The 21,449-nt window shown below is 61.0% G+C and carries 19 protein-coding genes, 1 pseudogene and 1 riboswitch; of the genes and pseudogenes, 17 read left to right on the top strand and 3 right to left on the bottom strand.

Annotated features, from left to right (window positions below):
• The first annotated feature begins 47 nt into the window (after positions 1-47).
• The 4 genes and pseudogenes from BR83_RS0102980 to BR83_RS17840 form a co-directional block, all read left to right on the top strand.
• A complete protein-coding gene (locus BR83_RS0102980) occupies positions 48-803 on the top strand; it encodes an ABC transporter ATP-binding protein (RefSeq protein ID WP_027355829.1) in 756 nt (251 codons plus the stop codon).
• Positions 800-2,017, top strand: coding sequence for an ABC transporter permease (locus BR83_RS0102975; RefSeq protein ID WP_027355828.1), 1,218 nt, complete (start codon positions 800-802; stop codon positions 2,015-2,017). Before BR83_RS0102980 ends, BR83_RS0102975 begins: the two co-directional genes overlap by 4 nt.
• 177 nt (positions 2,018-2,194) lie before the next feature.
• Positions 2,195-3,328, top strand: a complete 1,134-nt coding sequence (locus BR83_RS0102970) for a TolC family protein (RefSeq protein WP_027355827.1) — start codon at positions 2,195-2,197, stop codon at positions 3,326-3,328.
• 102 nt (positions 3,329-3,430) lie between these two features.
• A pseudogene (locus BR83_RS17840) lies at positions 3,431-3,517 on the top strand (hypothetical protein); the annotation flags it as partial.
• A 4-nt stretch (positions 3,518-3,521) separates the two neighbouring features.
• On the opposite strand, the gene BR83_RS14895 reads toward BR83_RS17840, so the two are convergent.
• Positions 3,522-4,736: an amidohydrolase family protein gene (locus tag BR83_RS14895; RefSeq protein ID WP_051617781.1), complete on the bottom strand. Its 1,215-nt coding sequence runs from the start codon at positions 4,734-4,736 to the stop codon at positions 3,522-3,524.
• A 63-nt stretch (positions 4,737-4,799) separates the two neighbouring features.
• Positions 4,800-6,083 (bottom strand): MFS transporter, encoded by a 1,284-nt coding sequence (locus BR83_RS0102955; RefSeq protein ID WP_027355826.1) that lies wholly within the window; start codon positions 6,081-6,083, stop codon positions 4,800-4,802.
• 354 nt (positions 6,084-6,437) lie between these two features.
• Between BR83_RS0102955 and BR83_RS0102950 the strand changes: the two genes are divergently transcribed.
• The 10 genes from BR83_RS0102950 (at position 6,438) to BR83_RS0102890 (ending at position 16,622) form a co-directional block, all read left to right on the top strand.
• Positions 6,438-7,325, top strand: a complete 888-nt coding sequence (locus tag BR83_RS0102950) for a Rossmann-like and DUF2520 domain-containing protein (protein ID WP_027355825.1) — start codon at positions 6,438-6,440, stop codon at positions 7,323-7,325.
• Between the two features lie 21 nt (positions 7,326-7,346).
• Positions 7,347-8,183 carry a 3-methyl-2-oxobutanoate hydroxymethyltransferase gene (gene panB, locus BR83_RS0102945; RefSeq protein WP_027355824.1) on the top strand — a complete coding sequence of 279 codons (837 nt, stop codon included), beginning with the start codon at positions 7,347-7,349 and terminating at the stop codon, positions 8,181-8,183.
• A gap of 17 nt (positions 8,184-8,200) precedes the next feature.
• Positions 8,201-9,061, top strand: coding sequence for a pantoate--beta-alanine ligase (gene panC / locus BR83_RS0102940; protein WP_027355823.1), 861 nt, complete (start codon positions 8,201-8,203; stop codon positions 9,059-9,061).
• 84 nt (positions 9,062-9,145) lie between these two features.
• Positions 9,146-9,529, top strand: a complete 384-nt coding sequence (gene panD, locus BR83_RS0102935; protein WP_027355822.1) for an aspartate 1-decarboxylase — start codon at positions 9,146-9,148, stop codon at positions 9,527-9,529.
• A 232-nt stretch (positions 9,530-9,761) separates the two neighbouring features.
• Entirely contained in the window at positions 9,762-10,688 is a 927-nt protein-coding gene (gene nadA / locus BR83_RS0102925; protein ID WP_027355820.1) for a quinolinate synthase NadA, read from the top strand.
• A 21-nt stretch (positions 10,689-10,709) separates the two neighbouring features.
• On the top strand, positions 10,710-12,290 hold the full coding sequence (nadB, locus tag BR83_RS0102920) for an L-aspartate oxidase (protein WP_027355819.1): 1,581 nt from the start codon (positions 10,710-10,712) through the stop codon (positions 12,288-12,290).
• Between the two features lie 52 nt (positions 12,291-12,342).
• Complete coding sequence (gene nadC / locus BR83_RS0102915; RefSeq protein WP_027355818.1) at positions 12,343-13,188, top strand: carboxylating nicotinate-nucleotide diphosphorylase; 846 nt, start codon at positions 12,343-12,345, stop codon at positions 13,186-13,188.
• A gap of 146 nt (positions 13,189-13,334) precedes the next feature.
• Positions 13,335-13,979 carry a FadR/GntR family transcriptional regulator gene (locus tag BR83_RS0102910; protein WP_242655837.1) on the top strand — a complete coding sequence of 215 codons (645 nt, stop codon included), beginning with the start codon at positions 13,335-13,337 and terminating at the stop codon, positions 13,977-13,979.
• A gap of 216 nt (positions 13,980-14,195) precedes the next feature.
• Positions 14,196-15,578, top strand: a complete 1,383-nt coding sequence (locus BR83_RS0102900) for an S-layer homology domain-containing protein (protein ID WP_027355816.1) — start codon at positions 14,196-14,198, stop codon at positions 15,576-15,578.
• Positions 15,579-15,860: 282 nt separating this feature from the next.
• A complete protein-coding gene (locus BR83_RS0102890; RefSeq protein WP_051617869.1) occupies positions 15,861-16,622 on the top strand; it encodes a fumarylacetoacetate hydrolase family protein in 762 nt (253 codons plus the stop codon).
• 34 nt (positions 16,623-16,656) lie between these two features.
• Here the strand turns inward: BR83_RS0102890 and BR83_RS0102885 are convergent, their stop codons facing one another.
• A complete protein-coding gene (locus tag BR83_RS0102885; protein WP_027355814.1) occupies positions 16,657-17,169 on the bottom strand; it encodes a DUF6125 family protein in 513 nt (170 codons plus the stop codon).
• Positions 17,170-17,365: 196 nt separating this feature from the next.
• Positions 17,366-17,612, top strand: a riboswitch (cobalamin riboswitch).
• Between the two features lie 106 nt (positions 17,613-17,718).
• Here BR83_RS0102885 and thiC point away from each other — a divergent pair.
• From thiC to BR83_RS0102865, 3 genes are all read left to right on the top strand, one after another.
• Entirely contained in the window at positions 17,719-19,017 is a 1,299-nt protein-coding gene (gene thiC, locus BR83_RS0102875) for a phosphomethylpyrimidine synthase ThiC (RefSeq protein ID WP_027355813.1), read from the top strand.
• 3 nt (positions 19,018-19,020) lie between these two features.
• Positions 19,021-20,295 (top strand): B12 lower ligand biosynthesis ThiC-like protein BzaB, encoded by a 1,275-nt coding sequence (gene bzaB / locus BR83_RS0102870; protein WP_027355812.1) that lies wholly within the window; start codon positions 19,021-19,023, stop codon positions 20,293-20,295.
• Positions 20,296-20,411: 116 nt separating this feature from the next.
• Entirely contained in the window at positions 20,412-21,443 is a 1,032-nt protein-coding gene (locus BR83_RS0102865) for a methyltransferase (RefSeq protein WP_027355811.1), read from the top strand.
• Positions 21,444-21,449: the final 6 nt, after the last annotated feature.

The following is a 21,449-nucleotide window of genomic DNA, read 5'->3' as shown; positions in this document are numbered from 1 at the left end:
AATTCCACGAAATGTTACAAAAAAGCAGTTTCGGATGGTGATGCGGTGTGGCCGGGAAGCCGGCAATCGTGCTGGAGAACATCACAAAAATATACCACATGGGGGAAACCCGGGTTATCGCCTTGAAGGGAATAAACTTGACCGTTCAGGAAGGTGAAATGGTTGCCGTTATGGGTCCTTCCGGTTCGGGCAAGAGCACCCTCCTCAACATTCTGGGCTGCCTGGACAGGCCTACCGGGGGAACCTATTACCTGGGCGGCGAGGATGTTTCCCGGCTGAATAAAAACCAGCTGGCCCTTATCCGCAACAAAAGAATAGGCTTTGTCTTCCAGAGCTTCAACCTGCTGGGAAGGTTCCCGGTGCTGGCCAATGTCCAGCTACCACTGGTCTATGCCGGGGTGGGAAAGAAGGAGATGGTGGAAAGGGCGAAGGAGGCCCTGGACTGGGTCGGGATGTCCCGGTATGCGTACCACTATCCCGGCCAGCTGTCGGGGGGGCAGCAGCAGAGGGTGGCCATCGCCCGGGCCCTGGTAAACGAACCGTCCATCATCCTGGCCGACGAACCCACGGGTGCCCTGGATTCAAGGACAAGCATAGAGATTATTTCGGTAATCCAGAGGTTGAATATGGAAAAAGGCATCACTGTGGTGATGGTCACCCATGAAAAGGACATCGCCCTGTACTGCCGCCGCCTGGTCCACATGAGGGACGGCCGTATCCTGAGCGATGCTCCGGTGGAGAATCCGGGGAATGCCGCCGAGGATCTGGCGGCCATTCCTGAAGAGAGGGGGGTGCCGGCTTGAACTTCCTGCACAACCTGGAAGTGGCCTTAAACGGCTTGCGGGCCAATAAAATGAGATCTTTCCTGACCATGCTCGGCATCATCATTGGTGTCGCCGCGGTCATCGTCATGATCTCCCTGGGGCAGGGTGCCAGCAAGAGAATTACCAGCCAGATTGCCAGCATGGGCTCGAATTTGCTCATGGTTTTCCCCGGGGCCGGGCAGGGTCCCGTGCGCGGTGCTTCGGGAAGCGTCAACACCCTCACCCTGGAGGATGCGGAGGCCATAGCCGGGCTCAGCATGGTGGCTCATGTGGCGCCGGAGCTTTCCACCAGCGGTACCCTGAGCTATGGCAGCCAGACCTGGACCGCCCGGGTTGTCGGCACCACGCCGGAAATGCAGTTGATCAAGGACTGGCCTGTGAGCGCGGGGTCGTTTTTCACCGGGGACGACGTGAGAAGTGCCGCCATGGTGGCGGTCCTGGGTAAAACGGTGGTGGACAACCTTTTCCTGCCGGGTACCAATCCGGTGGGTTCGACAATCAGGATCAATAAATTGCCCTTTACAGTGGTGGGGGTCCTTTCCGCCAAGGGGGCTTCCATGGGGGGGCAGGATCAGGACGATGTGGTGTATATACCGGTGAGTGCGGCGCAGAAAAGGTTGCTGGGGGTCAATCATGTCGGCCTGATCAATGTGCAGGCCGAAACGCCGGAAAGCATGGCCTTCGTCCAGAGCAGCATCGAAAGCCTGCTGCGGGAGAGACACCGCCTGACCGGTTCCAGCTCCGATGATTTTAGCGTGCGCAACCTGACTTCCGTTCTGGAAGCAGCGGAGAACACCACGGCCATCATGACCCTGCTCCTGGCCAGTGTGGCGGCGGTATCCCTTCTGGTGGGAGGTATAGGAACCATGAATATCATGCTGGTCTCCGTTACGGAGAGGACAAGGGAAATCGGCCTGCGTATGGCCGTGGGAGCAACCGAAAGCAATATCCGCAACCAGTTCCTGGTGGAAGCCCTGGTTCTCTGCCTGATTGGCGGGGTTGCGGGAATTCTCGTGGGAATCGTTGGCTCCAGGGTAATCTCCAAAGCTTTCGGGTGGCCGGCATATGTCACGCTGTCTTCCATATTATTATCCGCGGGTTTCTCGGCGGCGGTGGGCGTATTCTTCGGGTATTACCCCGCCAGGAAGGCGGCAGGCCTGGACCCCATTGAAGCGCTCCGCTTCGAGAGGTAGGAAGCGGGCTGAAAGTGAACCTCCTTTGGGACAAGCCCATAGCTGGTAATCATTCATCCAACAGAGCTCCGATTCCAGTGAGTGCCGGGCGCTTCGTGCAAAACGGCGGCCACTTTCGTCCTCTGCTGGCGGCACTGAATGCGTCATGGTTTCTAACGGCGATGGGAGGTTAAGGTTATGAAAAAATGGATTTTGTCAATTTTGATGGCAGCCCTGGCCTTTTTCAACGTGCTGCAGCCTGCCATGGCCGGGGAACCAGCCCGGCCCGAGCTTTCGTTGAGCAAGGCCATAGAGATGGCTGTAAAGCAAAATAAGGCCCTGAAAATAGATGAACTGGAAATTGAACGTACGGAGGCGCTGCGTGAGGAAGCGGCGGACCGGCTAAGCTTCACCCCCACCGGGGACAGCGGTTATGACCCGGAGGTGGAAGCGGCCTGGTATTCTTTGTTACAGGCGGATCTGACCTGGCGCATGTCCAAGAAAAGCTATGACGCCCGGCTCGATGGCATCACCCTGGCTGTATGCCAGCTGTACTGGAATGTATTGAAGGCTCAGGAAAATGTAAAGGTAAAGGAACTGGCCCTGGAACTGGCCCGCCTGGAGCTGCAGAAGTCCCAATCGGCGTACCGCCTGGGTTTAACCGGCAGGCTGCAGAGCAGCGGTTCGGCAGCCTCTGTAAAAGGGCTGGAACAGGCCGTTGCAGATGTGGCGGAAGCGGAAAGCGCACTGGCGGCGGCGCAAAATGAGCTGGATAAGGCCTATTTAAAGCTGAACCAGCTGGTGGGACTGCATCCCGGCGACCGGCCGGTCCTGGTCGATAAACTGGAGTTTTCCCCGCTGCAGGTGGCAGACCTGGACACCGAGGTGAGCCGGGTGCTGGAAAATAGCCCGTCCGTGTGGCTTGCCGAACAGAAAGTCACCCAGAAGAAATATGCCACCGACCTGATGTTTGCCAGCGGGCAGTACACTCCCTATGACGTACGGCAGGCGGAACTGGCGCAGGCCGAACTGGATGCCCGGAACGCCAGGGATGCCCTGGAAATGCAGGTGCGCGAACTGTACCACACCTTGAAAAGCCTGGAGGAATCGTACAAATCCGCGGAACAGGCGGCAGCTACGGCACAAGAGGAGCTGAAAGAAAAACAGGTCATGTTCCGGCTGGGTATGGCGACCAGGGTGGACGTACTGGCGGCGGAAGTAAGCCTGGCCAGCGCAAATTACGCGCTAACGGATCTGGCCGCCCAGTATGCCTACAATAAAATGGTGTTCCAGAAACCCTGGGCGCCTGCGTACAGCGGTACCGGCGGGTAAGACGGTATGTGTGCTGCTGCTGCTGTACCCGGGCTGTACCATTACCATTCTGGCTAATTTCAGGCCCAGGGAAATCCTGCAGGTGCTGGGCCCGGCGTCGAGGTCAGGGTGGTGGACGAAAATGACCGGGAGCTGCCTGCGGGCGAGGTGGGAGAACTGGTGGCCAGGGGGCCCAATGTGATGAACTAAATTTTCACTGTGCGGGCCGGAAGACATATTTTACCCTGGCCAGGGCGCCGATGTCCTTCCAGGGGTTGCCTTCCACGGCCACCAGGAAGGCAGGGCGCCCTGGTTCAATGCAGCCCAGCAGGTGTTCCAGGCCCAGGATGGCCGCACCGTTGCGGGTGGCGGCCAGGAGGATGTCCGCCGGGGAAAGGCCGGCCTCCCGGTAGAGCAGCAGTTCCTCCAGGAAGCCCCGTCCGTGGCATACGCCGGTGGCCCCGGCATCGGTGCCCACCCCCAGGGTAACTCCCATTTCCAGGGCTTTTCTGACCATTTTCAGGTGGCGGCGCCAGGTACGGTTGATGATCTCCGCTTCCCGGGCCGTATATTGTGCCCGCCATTGTCCCCTCACCTGCCCGGCCACCGGGATGACCGTAGGCACCCAGGCAATGCCCCGGGCGGCCATGCGGTGGAGGGATTCTTCGCTGAGGAAATAGCCGTGCTCTATGGAATCCACCCCGGCTTCTATGGCCAGGCGGACGGCTTCCTCCCCGCTGGCGTGGGCCATAACCCTCAGCCCCCGCCCGCGGGCACGGTGGACTATCCGCTGCAGTTCCTCCCGGGTGAACTGGGGGCCGCCCACCCGCCCGTATTCGGAAAAGCTTACTATCCCCGATACCAGCACCTTGAGGTGATCCACTCCCTGCCGGGCCAGGGAATCCACCGCCGTTTCCAGTTCTGCCGGGGTTAAACCCGGCCCCAGGAAGGAGCCGTATTTCCCCTGCCGGTGCAGGGCCTGCCCGCAGGCCAGCACCAGGGGCCCGTCCAGCCTGCCACTCATAACCAGTTGTTTCGCCTCCAGTCCGATACCCGCCCGGTCCCCCCCGTCTCGCACGGCGACAATGCCCCGTTCCAGGGTCTCCTGCAGGTCCGCTTTAACCCGCTCCTGCCATTCCGGCCGGTTGTTCCATTGCTGCCGCGCCCGCGAAAAATCCCTGCCGTCCAGGGCCAGGTGAACGTGGCAGTCGATTAAACCGGGGATAACCGTGCAGCCGGGCAGCTCCAGGAGGTCCGGTGAACCGGGTGCGGGGACTTTATCCCGGCAGCCGTTGTCCCCTTCGGCCACGGCCGCTACCCTGCCTTCCCGCAAAAAAACAAGCCCTTCCCGGGGCGGTTCCGGCGTCCCGCGCCAGACCAGAGCTTTGAGGACCAGGTTTTCGCCAGTTTTCAGATCGATTACGGACATGGGGGCCTCCCGTTTTTCAATTCTCTTATTGTGGATGGATGTTGCATGCGGGTACCGGCGGCGTCAGCGGGAGACCCGCTGCGACGGCGGCCGTTCCCCCATGGCCCGGCTTGCCGGCAGGAAGGAGAGATAGAACATCAGCGCCGCTCCCACCAGTACCCCGGCTCCCAGGCTGGAAAAGGCCAGGACCCAGCCTGCTGGGCCCGGGTAGAGGTCGAGGAGCAGCCCGAAAACAGCGGGTGATACGGTGGCAAAAAGGTAGCCCACCAGGGTCTGCCAGGCCATGATGCTCCCCAGCTTTTCCCGGGGGGCGATTTCCGCCAGCCCGGCGGAAAATATGGGTGAGTCGGCGGTAACGGTCAGGCTGTAGACCAGGCCCACCAGCAGCAGGAGCCATAATGGTGCCGCCAGCAGCCAGCCGAAGGTGAGGGAGCAGGCGGCACTGGTGAGCATGATGGCCAGGGCGGTGCGGGTACGCCCCAGGCGGTCCGACAGCCACCCCGCCAGCAGGGTGGAGGGTGCCCCCAGCATTACCGAAAAGGCGGTGAGGGTGGCCGCCAGCGAGGTGGCCCGGGCGTAGTGTTCCTGGAATACAGCGGTCAGAAAGTGGGCCAGCCAGGAGCGCAGGCCGTACATCTCCCACATGTGTCCGGTATAGCCCAGGATGACCAGGGCCAGGGCCAGGTTGCGCTGCGTTTTTCCGGCCTGTGGTACCTCCCGTGCCGGGCCGGCTTTTCCGGGTTCCGGGGTTTTATTCTGCCTTCTGCAGGGTAAAAAGGCACCTGCCGGCTGGCGCCACAGCCACAGGGAAAGGAAAACGGCTGCGAAACTGATCCCGGCCAGGACCAGGTAGGCCTCCTGCCAGGGCAGAAAAGCGGTGAAAGCGCCGGTGAGGGCAAAGGAAAGGGAAGTGCCCGCCAGGTAGGAGGAAACGTAAAAGCCCACCGCCCGGCCGCGGGAGGCGGGAGCCTGGGAAATGATTTTAACCCCGGGCATATAGATACCGCCCAGGCCGGCTCCGGTCAGGGCCCGCAGCAGGGTTCCCGACAGGGCATCCCGGGCCAGCAGGGGAAAGAGGAAATGGGTGACGGCTGATAAAACTGCTCCCCCGACAAAGACATGGCGGGCGTCGATGCGGTCCGTCAGGGGCAGGGCCACCAGGGCGGCCGCCACGTACCCGGCCTGAAAGGCTGCTACCATCACCCCGGACTCGGCATGGCTGATCCCCCACTGCCTTTCCACCAGGGGGAGGACGGCCGGCAGGCAGTAGGACGGCACCAGCACCAGCAATTGAATTAAAGCCAGCAGCCCTATAGGGATATATGTTTGCTCTTTGCGGTTGTCCATTTTGTCCGCTGCCACCTGGTTCGATACTGCTGAGTCATTAATTCTTTTTCACTCCGGGAACACCTTTTTCCTGTCAATAGTATGACAATTTTCAAAAAACTGTTGTGCATTACCGGAGGGTATGATAAAATTTACCCGAGGATGGTATCCCCGCGGGAGCCATACCCAACCATACTTATTAGAACCTTAAAACCGGATAAGCTTTTACCGCTTGGAGCCGGGAAGGACCGAGACGGGGGTGGGAGAAGAAGATTGCTGCCTTTCGGGGAACCCGGAAGGCATTTTTGTTGTTTCAGGCGAGTTCTATGCTGATTGGCGTGGGCCGGGAATTTCAGGTAACGGGAGGCGAGTTTGATGAACAAACCTTCGGTGGCCGTGGTGGGCTGCGGTAAAGTGGGCAGCGCCCTGGCCCTGCTATTGAAGGAGCGGGGTTACCCCGTGGTGGCCGTGGCCAGCAGGAGCCCGGAATCGTCCCGGAAACTGGCCCGTTCCCTGGGCTGCAGTGCTTATGACCGGCCCTGGGAGGCAACTTTAAAAGCCGATCTGGTTTTTATCACCACGCCCGACCGGGAGATTGCCCCGGTAGCGGAGCTTATTGCCCGGGAGGGAGGTTTCCGCCCCGGCCAGGTGGTGGCCCACACCAGCGGCGCTCACGCCTCCAGCGAACTGCGGGGTGTCCGGGAAGCGGGAGCCCTGGCCGTGTCCATTCACCCGCTGCAATCCTTTGCCGATGTGGCGGGGGCCATGGAAAACCTCCCCGGATCTTACTTCGCCCTGGAGGGGGACGAAGCGGCCATTCCCCTGGCCCGGCAGGTGGTTGATGACCTGAAGGGACATGCCTTTATCATCAGGGCCGAAGATAAGCCCCTTTACCACGCGGCGGCCTGCATTGCTTCCAACTACCTGGTGTCTTTAATGCACCTGGCAACCAGCCTTTACGGGCGTTTTGGCCTCTCCCGGGAGGAGGCCTTTGAGGCGTTGTATCCCCTGGTGCGGGGTACAATAAACAATATCCGGCGGGTGGGACCGGTGAACGCCCTCACGGGCCCCGTATCCCGGGGCGATGTGCCCACCGTCAGCGGGCACCTGCCGGCCCTGGAGCGGGTGGGAAGCCTGGAGTCTCACCTTTACCACCTGCTGGGGCTGTATACTGTCCGGGTGGCCCGGGAAAAGGGCTCCATTGACGGAGGGCAGGCCCGGCAACTGGAAGAAGTTTTCAATTCCGCCGGCAATAAAGAATAACCATAACCGGGAGGTATCCTTATGAGCAATCAACGAGTTACCACCGCCTATTTCCGGGAGGCTAAAAAAACCGGCCGGAAAATAACCATGCTTACGGCCTACGATTACCCCATGGCCAGGATGGTGGACGAGGCGGGAATTGACGCCATTTTAGTGGGAGATTCCCTGGGCAATGCCGTCCTGGGCTATGATTCCACCATTCCCGTAACCATGGACGACATGGTTCACCACATCAAGGCCGTCACCCGCGGGGTCAAGCGGGCCATGGTCGTGGGCGACCTGCCCTTCCTGTCCTACCATATTTCCCGGGAGGAGGCCCTGCGCAATGCCGGCCGCATCCTGCAGGAAGGCGGTGCCCAGGCGGTCAAACTGGAGGGCGGCCAGGAGGTGGCCGAAACCATCCGGGCCATGGTGTCCTGCGGCATTCCGGTAATGGGCCACCTGGGGCTGACACCCCAGTCCATCCACCAGATGGGCGGTTACAGGGTCCAGGGCAAGGACGAGGCCCAGGCGAAAAAGCTGCTTGAAGACGCCCGGGCCATCCAGGAGGCGGGGGTTTTCGCCATCGTCCTGGAGTGTGTACCCGTGCCCCTGGCCAGGCTGCTTACCGAAACCCTGGAGGTGTGCACCATCGGCATAGGCGCGGGGCCATACTGCAACGGGCAGGTTCTGGTCACCCACGACCTGCTGGGGATGTTTATGGGGAAATCGCCCAGGTTTGCCAAGCGCTATGCCAACCTCCACGAGGAGATTGCCCGGGCCCTGCAGGCCTACCGGGAGGAAGTGCAGAGCGGCGCTTTCCCCGGCCCGGAGCACGGCTTTGATATGCCCGGGGAAGTGCTGAGCAAATTGTATTGAGCCGGAGGGGGAGTATCTTGCTCGTCTGCCACACGATAAAAGAAATCCGGGATTTTGTGCACCAGGCCCGTTCCCGGGGCTTGAGCGTGGGCTTTGTTCCCACCATGGGCTATTTCCACGAGGGTCACCTCACCCTCATGCGCCGGGCAAAGGAGGCCTGTGATGTGGTGGTGGTCAGCATTTTTGTCAACCCGTTGCAATTCGGCCCGCGGGAGGATTACGACCGCTATCCCCGGGATCTGGACCGGGATGTTTCCCTGGCGCGGGAAGTGGGCGTGGATGCCATCTTTCATCCCTCCGTGGAAGAGATGTACCCGCCCGGCTTTGCCACCTATGTCGATGTGGAGGGCCTCACCGAGTGCCTCTGCGGCCTTTCCCGGCCCGGCCATTTCCGGGGGGTGGCCACGGTGGTGACCAAGCTCTTCAACATCGTGCGCCCCGACAGGGCCTTTTTCGGCCAGAAGGATGCCCAGCAGGCCCTGGTAATCCGGCGCATGGTTGAGGACCTGAACATGGATCTGGAAATTGTGACGGTACCCACGGTGCGGGAGGATGACGGCCTGGCCATGAGTTCCCGCAACGTTTACCTGAGCCCGGAAGAAAGGCGGGCCGCTGCCGTGCTTCCCCGGAGCCTGGAGGCCGCCCGCCGGGCCTACGAAGCGGGGGAACGGGATGCGGACCGGCTGGTGGAGCTGGTGCGCAGCATGATTGCTGCCGAACCCCGGGCGGAAATCGATTACGTGGAACTCCGGTCGGTTCCCGATCTGCAGCCGGTATCCCGCCTGGAAGGGCCGGCCCTCCTGGCCCTGGCCGTGCGTTTCGGTTCTACCCGTTTAATTGATAACGTCGTGCTCGGCAGCCCGGACGGGGTGCTGTAGGCCGGTGTTATCATCCGGCCCGGCACCCCGGGCAGGGGCCGGGTCGGAGGACAAACACCTCAAGGGAAAGGGGGTTATGCGGGCATGTTCATTACGCTTTTTAAATCCAAAATTCACCGGGCCACGGTAACCGGGGCCAACCTGAACTACATGGGCAGCATCACCATTGACCGGGCTCTGCTGGATGCGGCAGGCATTTTACCCCATGAAAAGGTGCAGGTGGTAAACAACAACAACGGGGCCCGGTTTGAAACCTACGTGATCGCCGGTCCCCCGCATTCCGGCGTCATCTGCCTCAACGGTGCCGCCGCCCGGCTGGTGCAGCCCGGAGATACGGTTATCATCATAGCCTATGCCCTGATGACCCCGGAGGAAGCGGCCGGTTTCTCGCCCACGGTGGTCATGGTGGACGGGCAGAACCGGGTGGTGGAGGTCCGGCGGGAGGAAGCGCCGGGGGAAGAGGGCTAAAAGCTGTGCTCCCGGCGCCGGTAAAACCCGGCCTGCAATGCCCCGGGATGCGGTTTGGGGCCGGATCCCCTGCTGTAACCTGGATCTTGACAATCTTCTGCCCCTGTGGTTAGAATTATCTCATGATTGTTGACATTTTTGGTGGCTTTTTGCGGTTTTTTCCCGCGGGCGCTGGGGTAGAAGGTGGTTTTTTCTTTTCTGCTGGTTCTATGGTGTAAGGAGTGAAACATGCATGTCCGGTAATGAGGAAAAGGTTCGTTATTTATCTGAAGAAATTGAACGGTTAAAAAAGGAGCGGCGGGCGGTAATTTTAAGCCACGTCTATCAGCGCCCGGAGGTCCAGGAGATTGCCGATTTTGTGGGAGATTCTCTGGGGCTGGCCCAGCAGGCCGCCAAAACCGACGCGGAAGTCATTGTTTTCTGCGGTGTCCACTTTATGGCCGAGAGCGCGGCCATTTTGTCTCCCGATAAAATTGTGCTCCTGCCCGAAATCAAAGCGGGCTGCCCCATGGCCGACATGGTCACCGTGGAAGCCCTGCGGGAGAGAAAAAAAGAAATCCCGGGGGTAATCGTGGTCTGCTACGTGAATACTTCGGCCGCCGTCAAGGCCGAAAGTGATGTCTGCTGCACCAGTGCCAACGCGGTGAAGGTCGTTTCCTCCCTGCCTGAAGACCGGCCCGTACTGTTCATCCCCGATAAGAACCTGGGGCAATACGTGGCCAGGCAGACGGGAAGGAAAATCCACCTCTGGGAAGGTTACTGCAGCACCCACGACAGGTTGTTTGCGGAAGATGTGCTGGTTGCCAGGGAAGCCCATCCCGAAGCCCTGGTGCTGGTGCACCCGGAATGTCACCCGGAAGTAATTGACCTGGCCGATGCCGTGGCCAGCACCACGGGGATGATCCGCTTTGCCCGGGAGAGCAGTGCCAGGGAGTTCATCATCGGCACGGAAACGGGTATCCTGCACCAGTTCCGCAAACAATGCCCGGACAAGGAGTTTTACCTGGCTTCCGATAAGTTAATCTGTCCGAACATGAAAGCCACCACCCTGGAAAAGGTGCACCGGGCACTGGTTACCCTGGAACCGCGGGTGACGGTGCCGCCGGAGATCCGGGAAAAGGCCCTGCGCTCCCTGGAGAGGATGCTGGCGGTGACCTGATTCCAGAGGAGGGATTGAGGATTGATAGGAAGATACCTGGTTAACTTCGATACCCGGCAGCTGCCCCAGGAAAACTGGGACTATGTAATCCTGGGCAGTGGCATAGCCGGGTTGTATACTGCGTACGCGGCCAGCCGTTTCGACCGGCAGGTAGTGGTGCTGACCAAGTACACCATGGAAGATAGCAACACCGATAAGGCCCAGGGAGGTATTGCCGCCGCCCTGGGTCATTCCGATTCTCCCGCCCTGCACCTGAAGGATACCCTGGCCGCCGGGGCGGGCCTCTGCGATCCTGAAGCGGTGAATGTGCTGGTCAACGAGGGGCCGGGCAGGGTGCGGGAATTAATCGCTATGGGGGCACGGTTCGACCGGGAAAACGGGCAGCTGGCCCTGACCCGGGAAGGGGCCCACAGCCGGCGGCGCATTCTCCATGCCGCCGGGGATGCCACGGGGGCGGAGATCCAGCGGGTCCTTTCCGGGCAGGCACGCCTGTCGCCCAACATTGAAGTGCGGGAAAACCATTTCGCGGTGGACCTCCTGGTGCAGGACAACACCTGTTACGGCGTGCTGGCCCTGGACGGCTCCTCGGGGGAACTCAGGGTCTTCTGGGGGCGGGCGGTGGTCCTGGCCACCGGCGGCCTGGGCCAGCTTTTCGAGCACAATACCAACCCCGCGGTGGCCACCGGGGACGGCATTGCCATGGCCTGGCGGGCCGGTGCGGAAGTGATGGACATGGAGTTCATCCAGTTCCACCCCACTGTCCTGAGCCTGCCGGGGGCGCCGCCTTTTCTCATTTCCGAAGCCGTGCGGGGTGAAGGTGCGTACCTGCGGAACCGCTATGGGGAGCGGTTTATGCCCCGTTACCACGATCTGGCGGAGCTGGCTCCCCGGGATGTGGTGGTAAGGGCCATCCTGAAAGAGATGGGCAGCACCGCTTCGGACAGGGTTTTCCTCGATCTCTCCCACCTGGATCCGGAAAAGGTCCAGCAGCGCTTTCCCACCATCAGCCGCACCTGCGCTTCTTACGGGCTGGACATCACCAGAGACCTCATTCCCGTGGCTCCGGCAGCCCATTATATGATGGGAGGAGTAAAAACCAACCTTTATGGAGAAACCAGTATCGAGGGGCTTTATGCCTGCGGCGAGGTAGCCTGCCAGGGGGTGCACGGGGCCAACCGCCTGGCCAGCAATTCCCTGCTGGACGGCCTGGTTTTCGGCGGCCGTATTGTGGAGCGGGTGAACAGCCTTCCACCGCGGCGTTCCGGTCACCCGGAATTTTCCTGCCGGGAACTGGGCGACGCCCCTGAAATGGACGTGGCCCACCTGCGCCGGGAAATACAGAGTGTGATGGGGAAATATGTGGGGCCGGTTCGTACGGCCCAGGGGCTGGAGAAAGCCCTGGCGTTTTTTGAAGAGTGGGCCCACCTGGCCGAATACCGGGCCCGGAACGTGGAGGAGATGGAAGTCCGGAACATGCTCCTGGCCGGGCAGCTGATTGCCCAGGCGGCGCTGATCCGTACGGAGAGCCGGGGCGGGCATTATCGCCTTGATTATCCCCAGTCCCGAAACCTCTGGTTAAAACATATCATCCTGCGCCGCTAGAGGGTCCGGTCCGGACGGGCGCATTCCGGGAGCCTTATAAGGGGGGGGAAGCGTGCAGGACATTGTTTTGGAGGAACTTATCGACCGGGTGCTCAGGGAGGACATAGGCACAGGAGATGTAACTACCAACAGCATCGTACCGCCGGGTTACACCACCATCGGGTTCATCCATGCCAAGGAGGCGGGGGTGGTGGCCGGCCTGCCGGTGGCGGGAGCCGTTTTCCGCCGGCTTTCCCCGCATATCTCCTTCCAGATCCGGGTGCGGGAGGGGGAAAGGGTTCAGGCCGGGCAGCTCCTGGCCCGGGTGGAAGGGGAGGCCCGGGCTATTTTGAGCGGTGAGCGGGTAGCCTTAAACCTCCTGCAGCGCATGTCGGGCATTGCCACTTATACCGCCAGGCTGGTAGATCTCATCCGGAACTTCAAGGCCAGGATAGTGGACACCCGCAAGACCACCCCCGGCCTGCGCGTCCTGGAAAAGTACGCCGTGCGGGTGGGAGGGGCCCTCAACCACCGCTTCGGCCTGTACGATGCCGTCCTGATCAAGGACAACCACATCAAGGTGGCCGGGGGCATTACCCGGGCGGTGGAGCTGGCCAGGGCCGGCATACCCCACACCATGAAGGTGGAAGTGGAAGTTGAGGACCTGGCCGGAGTGGAGGAGGCTCTTGCCGCCGGGGCTGACATCATCATGCTGGATAACATGGACATTCCCACCATGGCCCGGGCGGTGGAGCTCGTGGCCGGCCGCGCCTGTCTGGAGGCTTCGGGGAAAATCAACGAGCAGAATATTGTGGAGGTAGCCCGTACGGGAGTGGACTTCATCTCCGTAGGTGCCCTCACCCATTCCGCCCGCTTCCTGGACATCAGCCTGGATGTAGGAGAAATGAAGCCCCTGTAGAATTATTTAATAAAGAAAAGCGTATCCCGCGGGCGGCCGGTGATAGGGAGGCTGCTGGAAAACTGGAAACAGGAGGGTGGGAGGCCATTTACGAATCATTAAAACCCATCAAGCCCAGGAAAATATATGAGGAAATCATTGATCAGGTGAAGCAGCTCATTGCCGAGGGTGTGCTGAATCCCGGGGACAAGCTGATTTCGGAAAAAGAGCTGGCGGAAAAGCTTCAGGTGGGCCGTTCGGCGGTAAGGGAGGCCTTCCGCGCCCTGGAAGCCATGGGGATCCTGGAGATAAGGCCCGGTGAGGGTACCTTTGTGCGGCGGGTGGAACCCCAGGAGTTAATCAACGTTCTCTCGCTGGTCCTGATCATGAACCGGGATACCACGGAAGAGCTGATGGAGCTGCGTAAAATCCTGGAGGTGGAGTCGGCCGGCCTGGCTGCCTTGAGGCATACCCCGGAGGAACTGGCCCAGATGGAGGAGGCCCTGGCCCAGATGGAGGCCGATATAAAAGCGGGGGAACTGGGGGAGAAGGCTGACTGGAAATTTCACTATGCCATAGCGGAGGCTACCCACAATTCCCTGCTGGTGGAGCTGATGAACACCATTGCCGGTACCATGCAGAGAGTGCTGCGCGCGGCGCGCATGCAGCTCTACATGACGCCCGGCACCCCCCAGCGCCTGCTGAACGAGCATAAAGCTATTTTCCAGGCTATAAAAGAGGGCCGGGATCAGGATGCCCGCCGGGCCATGTTCGAGCACCTGGACAAGGTGGAAAAGGTTTTGCGCATTTAACGGGGATTTACGGTGTTATTTTCCGCCGGTATTATTTTTTTCCTTTTTGCAGGAATTCCGGTTTAAACAGAGAAAGGTAGGTTTAAACCGGTTTTTTTACTTCTTACTGCTGGAATCACAATGGGGCTGGCCGGTGCAAAAACGGTAAAGGAGGGGTGGGGAAAGGCGCTCGGCTAAAAAGGTAAGAGCCTGTATAGAAAAACTGGAGGTGAAAGAATGCCCAGGTTACCTTTAATAATTTTGACCCTGCTGCTCCTGATCCTGGTGCCCGCTTCGCTGGTCTTTGCCCAGTCGCTGGACCGGGAAAGCCTGCTGGAAATTTTCCCGGAAACACCCGTTCCCCAGGGTCCCGTCAGCCGCGGTGCTTTTGCCGCCATGCTGGTCGAGGCGGCTGGCTTACCTCTGGCTGTGGATTCCGCCCTGCCCGCGGGGGATGTTGAACCGGGGAGCTGGTATTTACCCGCTCTATCCACCCTGAAGCAGCAAGGGATTGTGACGGGTTATGCCGACGGGACTTTGCGGCCCGCACAGCCTGTTACCCGGGTGGAAGCAGCCGTGATGGTGGCCCGCACCCTGGGCCTGACCGGGACGCTGTACAGGCCTGAAGTCAAAAGCCCGTTGCAGCCCGCGCATTGGGGGGCTATTCCTTATAACTGGTTGATCGATCAGGGTCTGCTTACCGGAGAACTGGATCCGGCGGAGCAGGTTACGGTGGGTGAAGCTGCCGATTTGCTGGCCCGGGTCTTCGGCAGCGATCCCCGGGCCATGGAAGTGGTGAAAAAGAGCCAGCAGGCAGCAACAGGGGCCCGCACCATGGCTATGGAAGCCACCATTGATCTGGCTGTAAAGCCGCGGGCGGATATGGCCGCTCAGGTACCGGCTTTGAAGATGTCGGGGCAGATGGAAATGAAAATGATTCTCCCCGGCACCTGGTATATGAACGGCCGGCTCCGCTTTGAGCCTGTGAATTCCGGCAACGCCGGGGGAGAGCTGCCCGCGATGGAAATGGAGCAGTATTATGTGGACGGCCAGTTATACATGAAGGTAACCGACCCGGCAACGGGGAAGGCCGAATGGGTGAAAATGAGCATGCCCGAACTGGAGGGCATGATGCGGGAACAAATGCAAATGGGTGCCGGGGGGATACCGGAGGATCTGTTATCCGCGTTCCATTATCATGTCCTGGGTACCACCCAGAAAAATGGGGAAACGGTGTACGAGCTTGGCTACTACGGGCGGATTGACGATCTGGCCGCTTTCTTCCAGCTCTACCTGCCTGCATCCATGCGTTCACAGCTTTCCGGGCCGGAATTTGAGAAGGCGCTGGATGCAGTTGCCCGGATGGTCCGCTCCATTTCCCTCTGGGGCAAGGATTATATCGGCACCGATGACTATCTGACCCGGGGCGGGGAGGCTTTTGTCGTGGTTGCTCTGAACAACAAATTGGGCGAGGAAAGCATACCGGTGGAACTGGTGGAAATGCGGGTGCAGGTGAACAGGTGCGACTACGGCGAAGTAAAGATTGAACTGCCGGCTGAAGCAAAAGAAGCCAGAGAATTACCGGCGCCCGGGCAGGATAATATCCTTTCCGGGAACTAGGTAGTGGCCGGTCAGGAGGGGCCGGGTTTCCGCTGTGGCGGGGGACCCGGCCCTTTGTTGCTGGCCACCGGCGGAGAATTATGGCCGGGCATCCGGTGCAAAAGGATTTATAACCTTTACCTCTACATAATGCTCTCCGCTCTTCAGGCGCCGGCCCCGGCTATCCAGGGTCCCGGGCCCGCCTTCGTCCTTGCCGGAAGGTGAGAGCTCCGGGTGAAAGAGTGTCAGGACTGTGGTAAAATAACACTGGAAAATCAACGCTGTAAACAGGGGTGTTTTTTTGTGCGTATTGGCCGCTTTCATTATGAGGGACAGACTTTTTTCGGCATAGTTGATGGTGACACGGTTCTGCCTGTGGCCGACCCCTTTCAATCTCTGGAACCGGTTCCGGGACGGCGGTTTGCCCTGGCGGAAGTGGAACTGCTGGCCCCCTGCCTGCCCACAAAGGCGGTATGTGTGGGGCTTAATTACCGGGATCACGCCCTGGAGCTGGGCCTTTCCCTGCCGGAGGAACCGGTGCTGTTTCTCAAACCGCCCACAGCTGTAACCGGCCCGGGAAAACCTGTTGTTTATCCTGCCATGAGCCGGCAGGTGGACTACGAAGCCGAGCTGGCGGTGGTGATGGGGAAAAAGGCCTGGCAGGTGCAGGAGGAAGAGGCCGCGGAATACATTCTGGGGTATACCTGCGCCAATGATATTACTGCCCGGGACCTCCAGAAAAAGGACGGGCAGTGGACCCGGGCCAAATCCTTCGACACCTTCCTGCCCCTGGGGCCCTATATCGTCACCGGCCTGGATCCGGGGGACAGGGAAGTTTCACTTTACCTCAACGGGGAGAGAAAGCAGCACTCCTCCACCTCACAGCTTATTTTTCCCGTATACCGGCTGGTCAGTTTTATTTCCCATATTATGACCCTTTTGCCCGGGGATGTCATCCTTACGGGTACTCCCGCCGGGGTGGGGCCGGTACAGCCGGGCGATCAGGTGGAGGTGGTTATATCCGGCATCGGCCGGCTGGCCAATGTGATCGTGTCGGGCGCCTAGCTGACCGCCGGCGCCCGGCACGGGTGAAAGCCGTTCAGTCGATCCAGAATTCCCAGGCGCAGTAGTATTCTTCCGGGTGCTCGTCGGGCGGGCAGCAGACGCAGCGGGTTTTAATGCGCGGGTCGATGGCCCGGGCAAACTCCGTATATTCCACCAGCCCCACGGTTTTGCAGGGGAAGTCGGGCAGGTTTTTCCTTTTGCGGGCCGACTGCACCCGGCAGTCGTTCATGCGGAAAATAATCCGGTTCTCGTCCACATCGACAATTTCCTGGCGGTTGAGCAGGGCGTACAGGCGGTATCCCAGCGCCTTTTTTAATGCCGGGATGCCCCCGTTTTCCGGGATGCCGTGCAGCTTCATGATCCGCCTGGCTTCATTGACCGTGAATTGTTCCCAGGCGGCCGCATCGGCCCTGATGGCTGCCTCCATACCATGCTCCCGCTCCACGGCCTGGAACCACAGCCCGTCGTGGGCCAGCCAGCGCTTGGCAAAATCGCTCAGCACGGCCAGCAGTTCTTCCCTGGAAAGCCCGGCAAACTGGTTGGCCATAGCCTCTCCCTACCTTTCTTTAAAATAATTAATTTGTTAATCTTTTTTAAATAATATCATTTTTATGTGTTCATTTCCAGAGCCGCGGTTGGTAAATCATAACCGGTTTCCCGGCCCGCCGGAGGGGTTGATTTTGAATCTCACGGAAAATTTTTCTTGCCCGCCCCGGGCCGGCTGTGTTAAAATAGACCCTGGATAATTGAATAGTCAAACAGGTGCCCCATGAAGGGGAGAATAGGGAAGTCCGGACGGGTGGCATACCACCCGGAAACGGCGCGGTCCCGCCACTGTAGTCGGGGAGCTTGTCCCGGTCACTGGTCGCAGGCATTCACCGTGTACAGCTGCAGGTAAGAAAAGCAGCGCGGTTGAACGCCGGCCGGGAAGGCCGGGGGGAAGGGCAATGATCCGTTAGCCAGGAGACCTGCCTGTTTGAAGTGTGGTCGCCCTCGCGCGAAAGGGCAGCCGTGCGCGGAGGATGATGGTAAAGTCCTCAGCCAGAAAGTTTTTGGCTGGGGACTTTTTATTTTACCTGCCTGGAGGTGGTTATAAATGCCGACGCAAATGGCCAGGGCCCTGGCCGGGGAAATTACCCCGGAAATGAAAAGGGTGGCCGGCCGGGAAGGGGTGGACCCGGAATTTATCCGCCGGGGGGTGGCGGAAGGCACCATTGTCATTCCCCGCAACCGCAGGAGAAAGAACATCAATCCCGTGGGCATCGGAACAGGACTTCGGGTGAAGGTAAGCGCCAGCGTGGGCCTGGCGGGGCCCGGTGATACCATTGAAGGTGAGGTGGCCAAGGTGCGCGCCGCCGTGGAAGCCGGGACGGACGCCGTCATGGACCTGAGCGTATATGGGGATATAGACGGTGCCCGGCGGGCTGTGCTGGCCGCAACCACCACGCCCGTGGGTACCCTGCCCGTGTACCAGGCCCTGGCGGAAGCCCGGGAGAAGTACGGGGCGGCGGTCAAAATGAAGGTGGACGAGATGTTCGAGGTCATCGAGCGGCAGGCGGCCGACGGGGTGGATTTTCTGGCCCTGCACTGTGCCACCACGTGGCAGACCCTGCGGGCGGCAAAGAAACACCGCCGCGTCGATTACCTGGTCAGTCACGGGGGCAGCCACTTAATGGGCTGGATGATTTACAACCAGAAGGAAAATCCCCTTTACGAGCATTTCGACCGGCTGCTGGAGATCTGCCGCCGCTATGATGTTACCTTGAGCCTGGCCGACGGCTGGCGTCCGGGCTGCCTGGCCGATTCCCTGGACGCGGCCCAGGTGCAGGAGCTGGTGGTGCTGGGGGAACTGGTGGCCCGGGCCCGGCAGCAGCAGGTGCAGGTGATGGTCAAAGGACCGGGGCACGTCCCCCTGGGGCACCTGAAGGCCACCGTACAGCTGGAAAAGCAGCTCTGCCACGGGGCACCCTATTTTGTCTTCGGCCCGGTGGTTACGGACATCGCCCCGGGGTACGACCATGTTACTGCAGCCATCGGCGGGGCCCTGGCGGCCTGGGCCGGAGCGGAATTTCTCTGTTACGTCACCGCCGCGGAGCACCTGGGACTGCCCGGTGTGGAGCAGGTGCGGGAAGGGGTGGTCGCCGCCCGCATAGCCGCCCATGCGGCCGACGTGGCCAGGGAGCCCCGGGCGGCGCAGTGGGACCTGGAAATGTCCCGGGCCCGCAAGGCCCTGGATTGGGACAGGCAGATCGAGCTGGCCATTGATCCCCTCCGGGCCGATGCCCTGCGCCGGGAACGCAGCCATGGTTCCCACCGGGCCTGCGCCATGTGCGGCAGGTACTGCGCCATGCAGGTGGTCGGGGAATATCTGGGCAAAGAGCAGGGGGTGTGTTAGGTTATGACCCGGTTACTGGCAGCCAGGAAGGGCTTTATTACGCCGGAAATGGAGGAGGCGGCCCGGCAGGAGGGAGTGGACCCGGAATTCATCCGGGCCGGGGTGGCCGCCGGTACCATCGTCATCCCGAAAAACAGGTTGCGGAAAGGGATCCGGACCTGCGCCATCGGGCGGGGCCTGCGGACCAAGGTGAATGCCCTCATTGGCACCTCCAGCGACCGGGACGACCCGGAAATGGAGGCCCGCAAGATCGAGGTGGCCATTTCCGCCGGGGCCGATGCCATTATGGACCTCTCCACCGGGGGGGACATCGACGGCATGCGCCGCGTTAGCCTGGAAAGGGCCACGGTTCCCGTGGGAAGCGTGCCCATCTACCAGGCGGGCATTGAGGCCATCGAGAAGAGGGGCGGCATTGTGGCCATGACCCCGGAGGACATGTTTGAAGCCATAGAAAAGCAGGCGGCTGCGGGCATTGATTTCATGGCCATTCACTGCGCCCTCAATTTTGAGGTGGTGGAGCGCCTGCAGAAAACCGGCCGGGTGACGGACATCGTGAGCCGGGGCGGCGCCTTCCTCACCGGCTGGATGCTGCACAACCGGAAAGAAAATCCCCTTTATGAGGAGTTCGACCGGGTGCTGGACATCCTGCGGGAGTACGACGTAACCTTGAGCCTGGGCGATGCCATCCGCCCCGGGTGCATTGCCGATTCCCTGGACGGCGCCCAGATCCAGGGCCTGCTGGTGGCCGGGGAACTGGTGGCCCGCGCCAGGGAGAAAGGGGTGCAGGTGATGGTGGAGGGGCCGGGGCATGTGCCCATCCACCATGTGGAGACCACCATGCTCCTGCAGAAGCAGCTCTGCCACCAGGCCCCGTATTTTGTCCTGGGCACCCTGGCCATTGATGTGGCCCCGGGGTACGATCATATCACCGCGGCCATCGGCGGCGCCCTGGCCGGGGCTTCCGGGGCGGACTTCATCTGCTACGTCACGCCGGCGGAGCACCTGGGCCTGCCCACGGAAGAGGACGTGCGCGTGGGGGTGATGGCTGCCCGCATTGCCGCCCACGCTGCCGACATTGCCAAAGGCGTCAGGGGGGCCTGGGAGTGGGACCTGAAAATGGCCCGGGCCCGGGCTTCCCTGGACCGGGAGGCCGTGGCCGGCCTGGCCATCGACCCGGCCCTGGTGCGCTGTTACCTTGAGAAGGAAAAAGGGGAACCTTGCAGCGCCTGCGGGGATGAATGCGCCCTGCGACTGGTCAGGGAATATTTCCGGCCGTGAAAAAATCCGGCAGTTGAACACTGGCCGGGCAGGGTATCCGGAAAGCATCCTCCGCCCGGGCTGCGGGGGATGGCAGGTTCAGTGTTAGAACACGGCATTTTCGAGGTGACGTGTAAATGTGTAGCGATGAAGCGCGTTCTTCTTCCGGCGGCTGGTATATACTGCATATTTGCCGCGGCCACTGGGCGGCTCAGGTGCTTTTTACGGCCGTGGACCTGGGCCTTTTCGACGTCCTGGCCCGGGGCGCCCAAACTCCCGCCCGGGTAGCCGCGGCCCTGGGCACCCACCCGGAAGCCACCGCCCGCCTGCTGGTTGCCCTGGAGGGCCTGGGGCTGGTGGAAAGGGAGGGCGAGTTTTACCGCAACGCCCCACTGGCCAGCCGCCATCTGGTGCGGGGAAGGGATGCCTACCTGGGCCATGCGGTGCACCACTTTGCCAACCTGGCCGAGGGTTGGTCCCGGCTGGGCGAGGCCGTGCGCACCGGCCGCCCGGTGGGTTTCGAGGCCGTGGAACGGGCGAACTATGAAGAGCGCCTGCGGGACTACATCCTGGCCATGGGGGACCGGGCCCGGCTCAAAGCGGAGCAGATGGCCGCCGTGCTGGATTTAAGCGGATGCGAACGCTTACTGGATTTGGGAGGCGGGCCCGGGGTGTATACCGTTGCCCTGTTGAAGAAAGAGCCCGGGGCCCGGGCCACCATCCTGGACCTGGCTCCCACCCTGGAGATCACCCGGGAATTGATGGAAGCGGCGGGGGTTCTGGACCGGGTGGAGCTATGTGCCGGGGATTTCACCAGGGACGAGCTGGGCGAAGGGGTTTACGACCTGGTCCTGGCCTCCAATGTGGTGCACATTTATGACGCCGCCACCAACCGGCAGCTCATGGAACGGGTCTTCCGGGCCCTGCGCCCGGGCGGGCAGGTGGTGATTCACGATTATGTACTGGCGGAAGATCCTGCCCTGGAGGCCGCCCTCTTTGACCTGAACATGCTGGTGGGCACCCTTACCGGCCGGGTGTACAGCGTGCAGGAAATGGGCAGCTGGCTGGAGGACGCCGGTTTTGAGGATGTGACTTACCACCCGCTGACTGCAGGCAGCGGCCTGTTAAGGGGTAGAAAAGCTCCCGGGCGCTGCTTTCAGGGGGAATGACCTTCT

Origin of the sequence: Desulfofundulus thermocisternus DSM 10259 (genome assembly GCF_000686645.1) — a bacterium.
Taxonomy (GTDB): Bacteria; Bacillota; Desulfotomaculia; order Desulfotomaculales; family Desulfovirgulaceae; genus Desulfofundulus; species Desulfofundulus australicus.
Note: the sequence above shows the minus strand (reverse complement) of the source record. Positions and strands in the feature narration are given on the sequence as shown.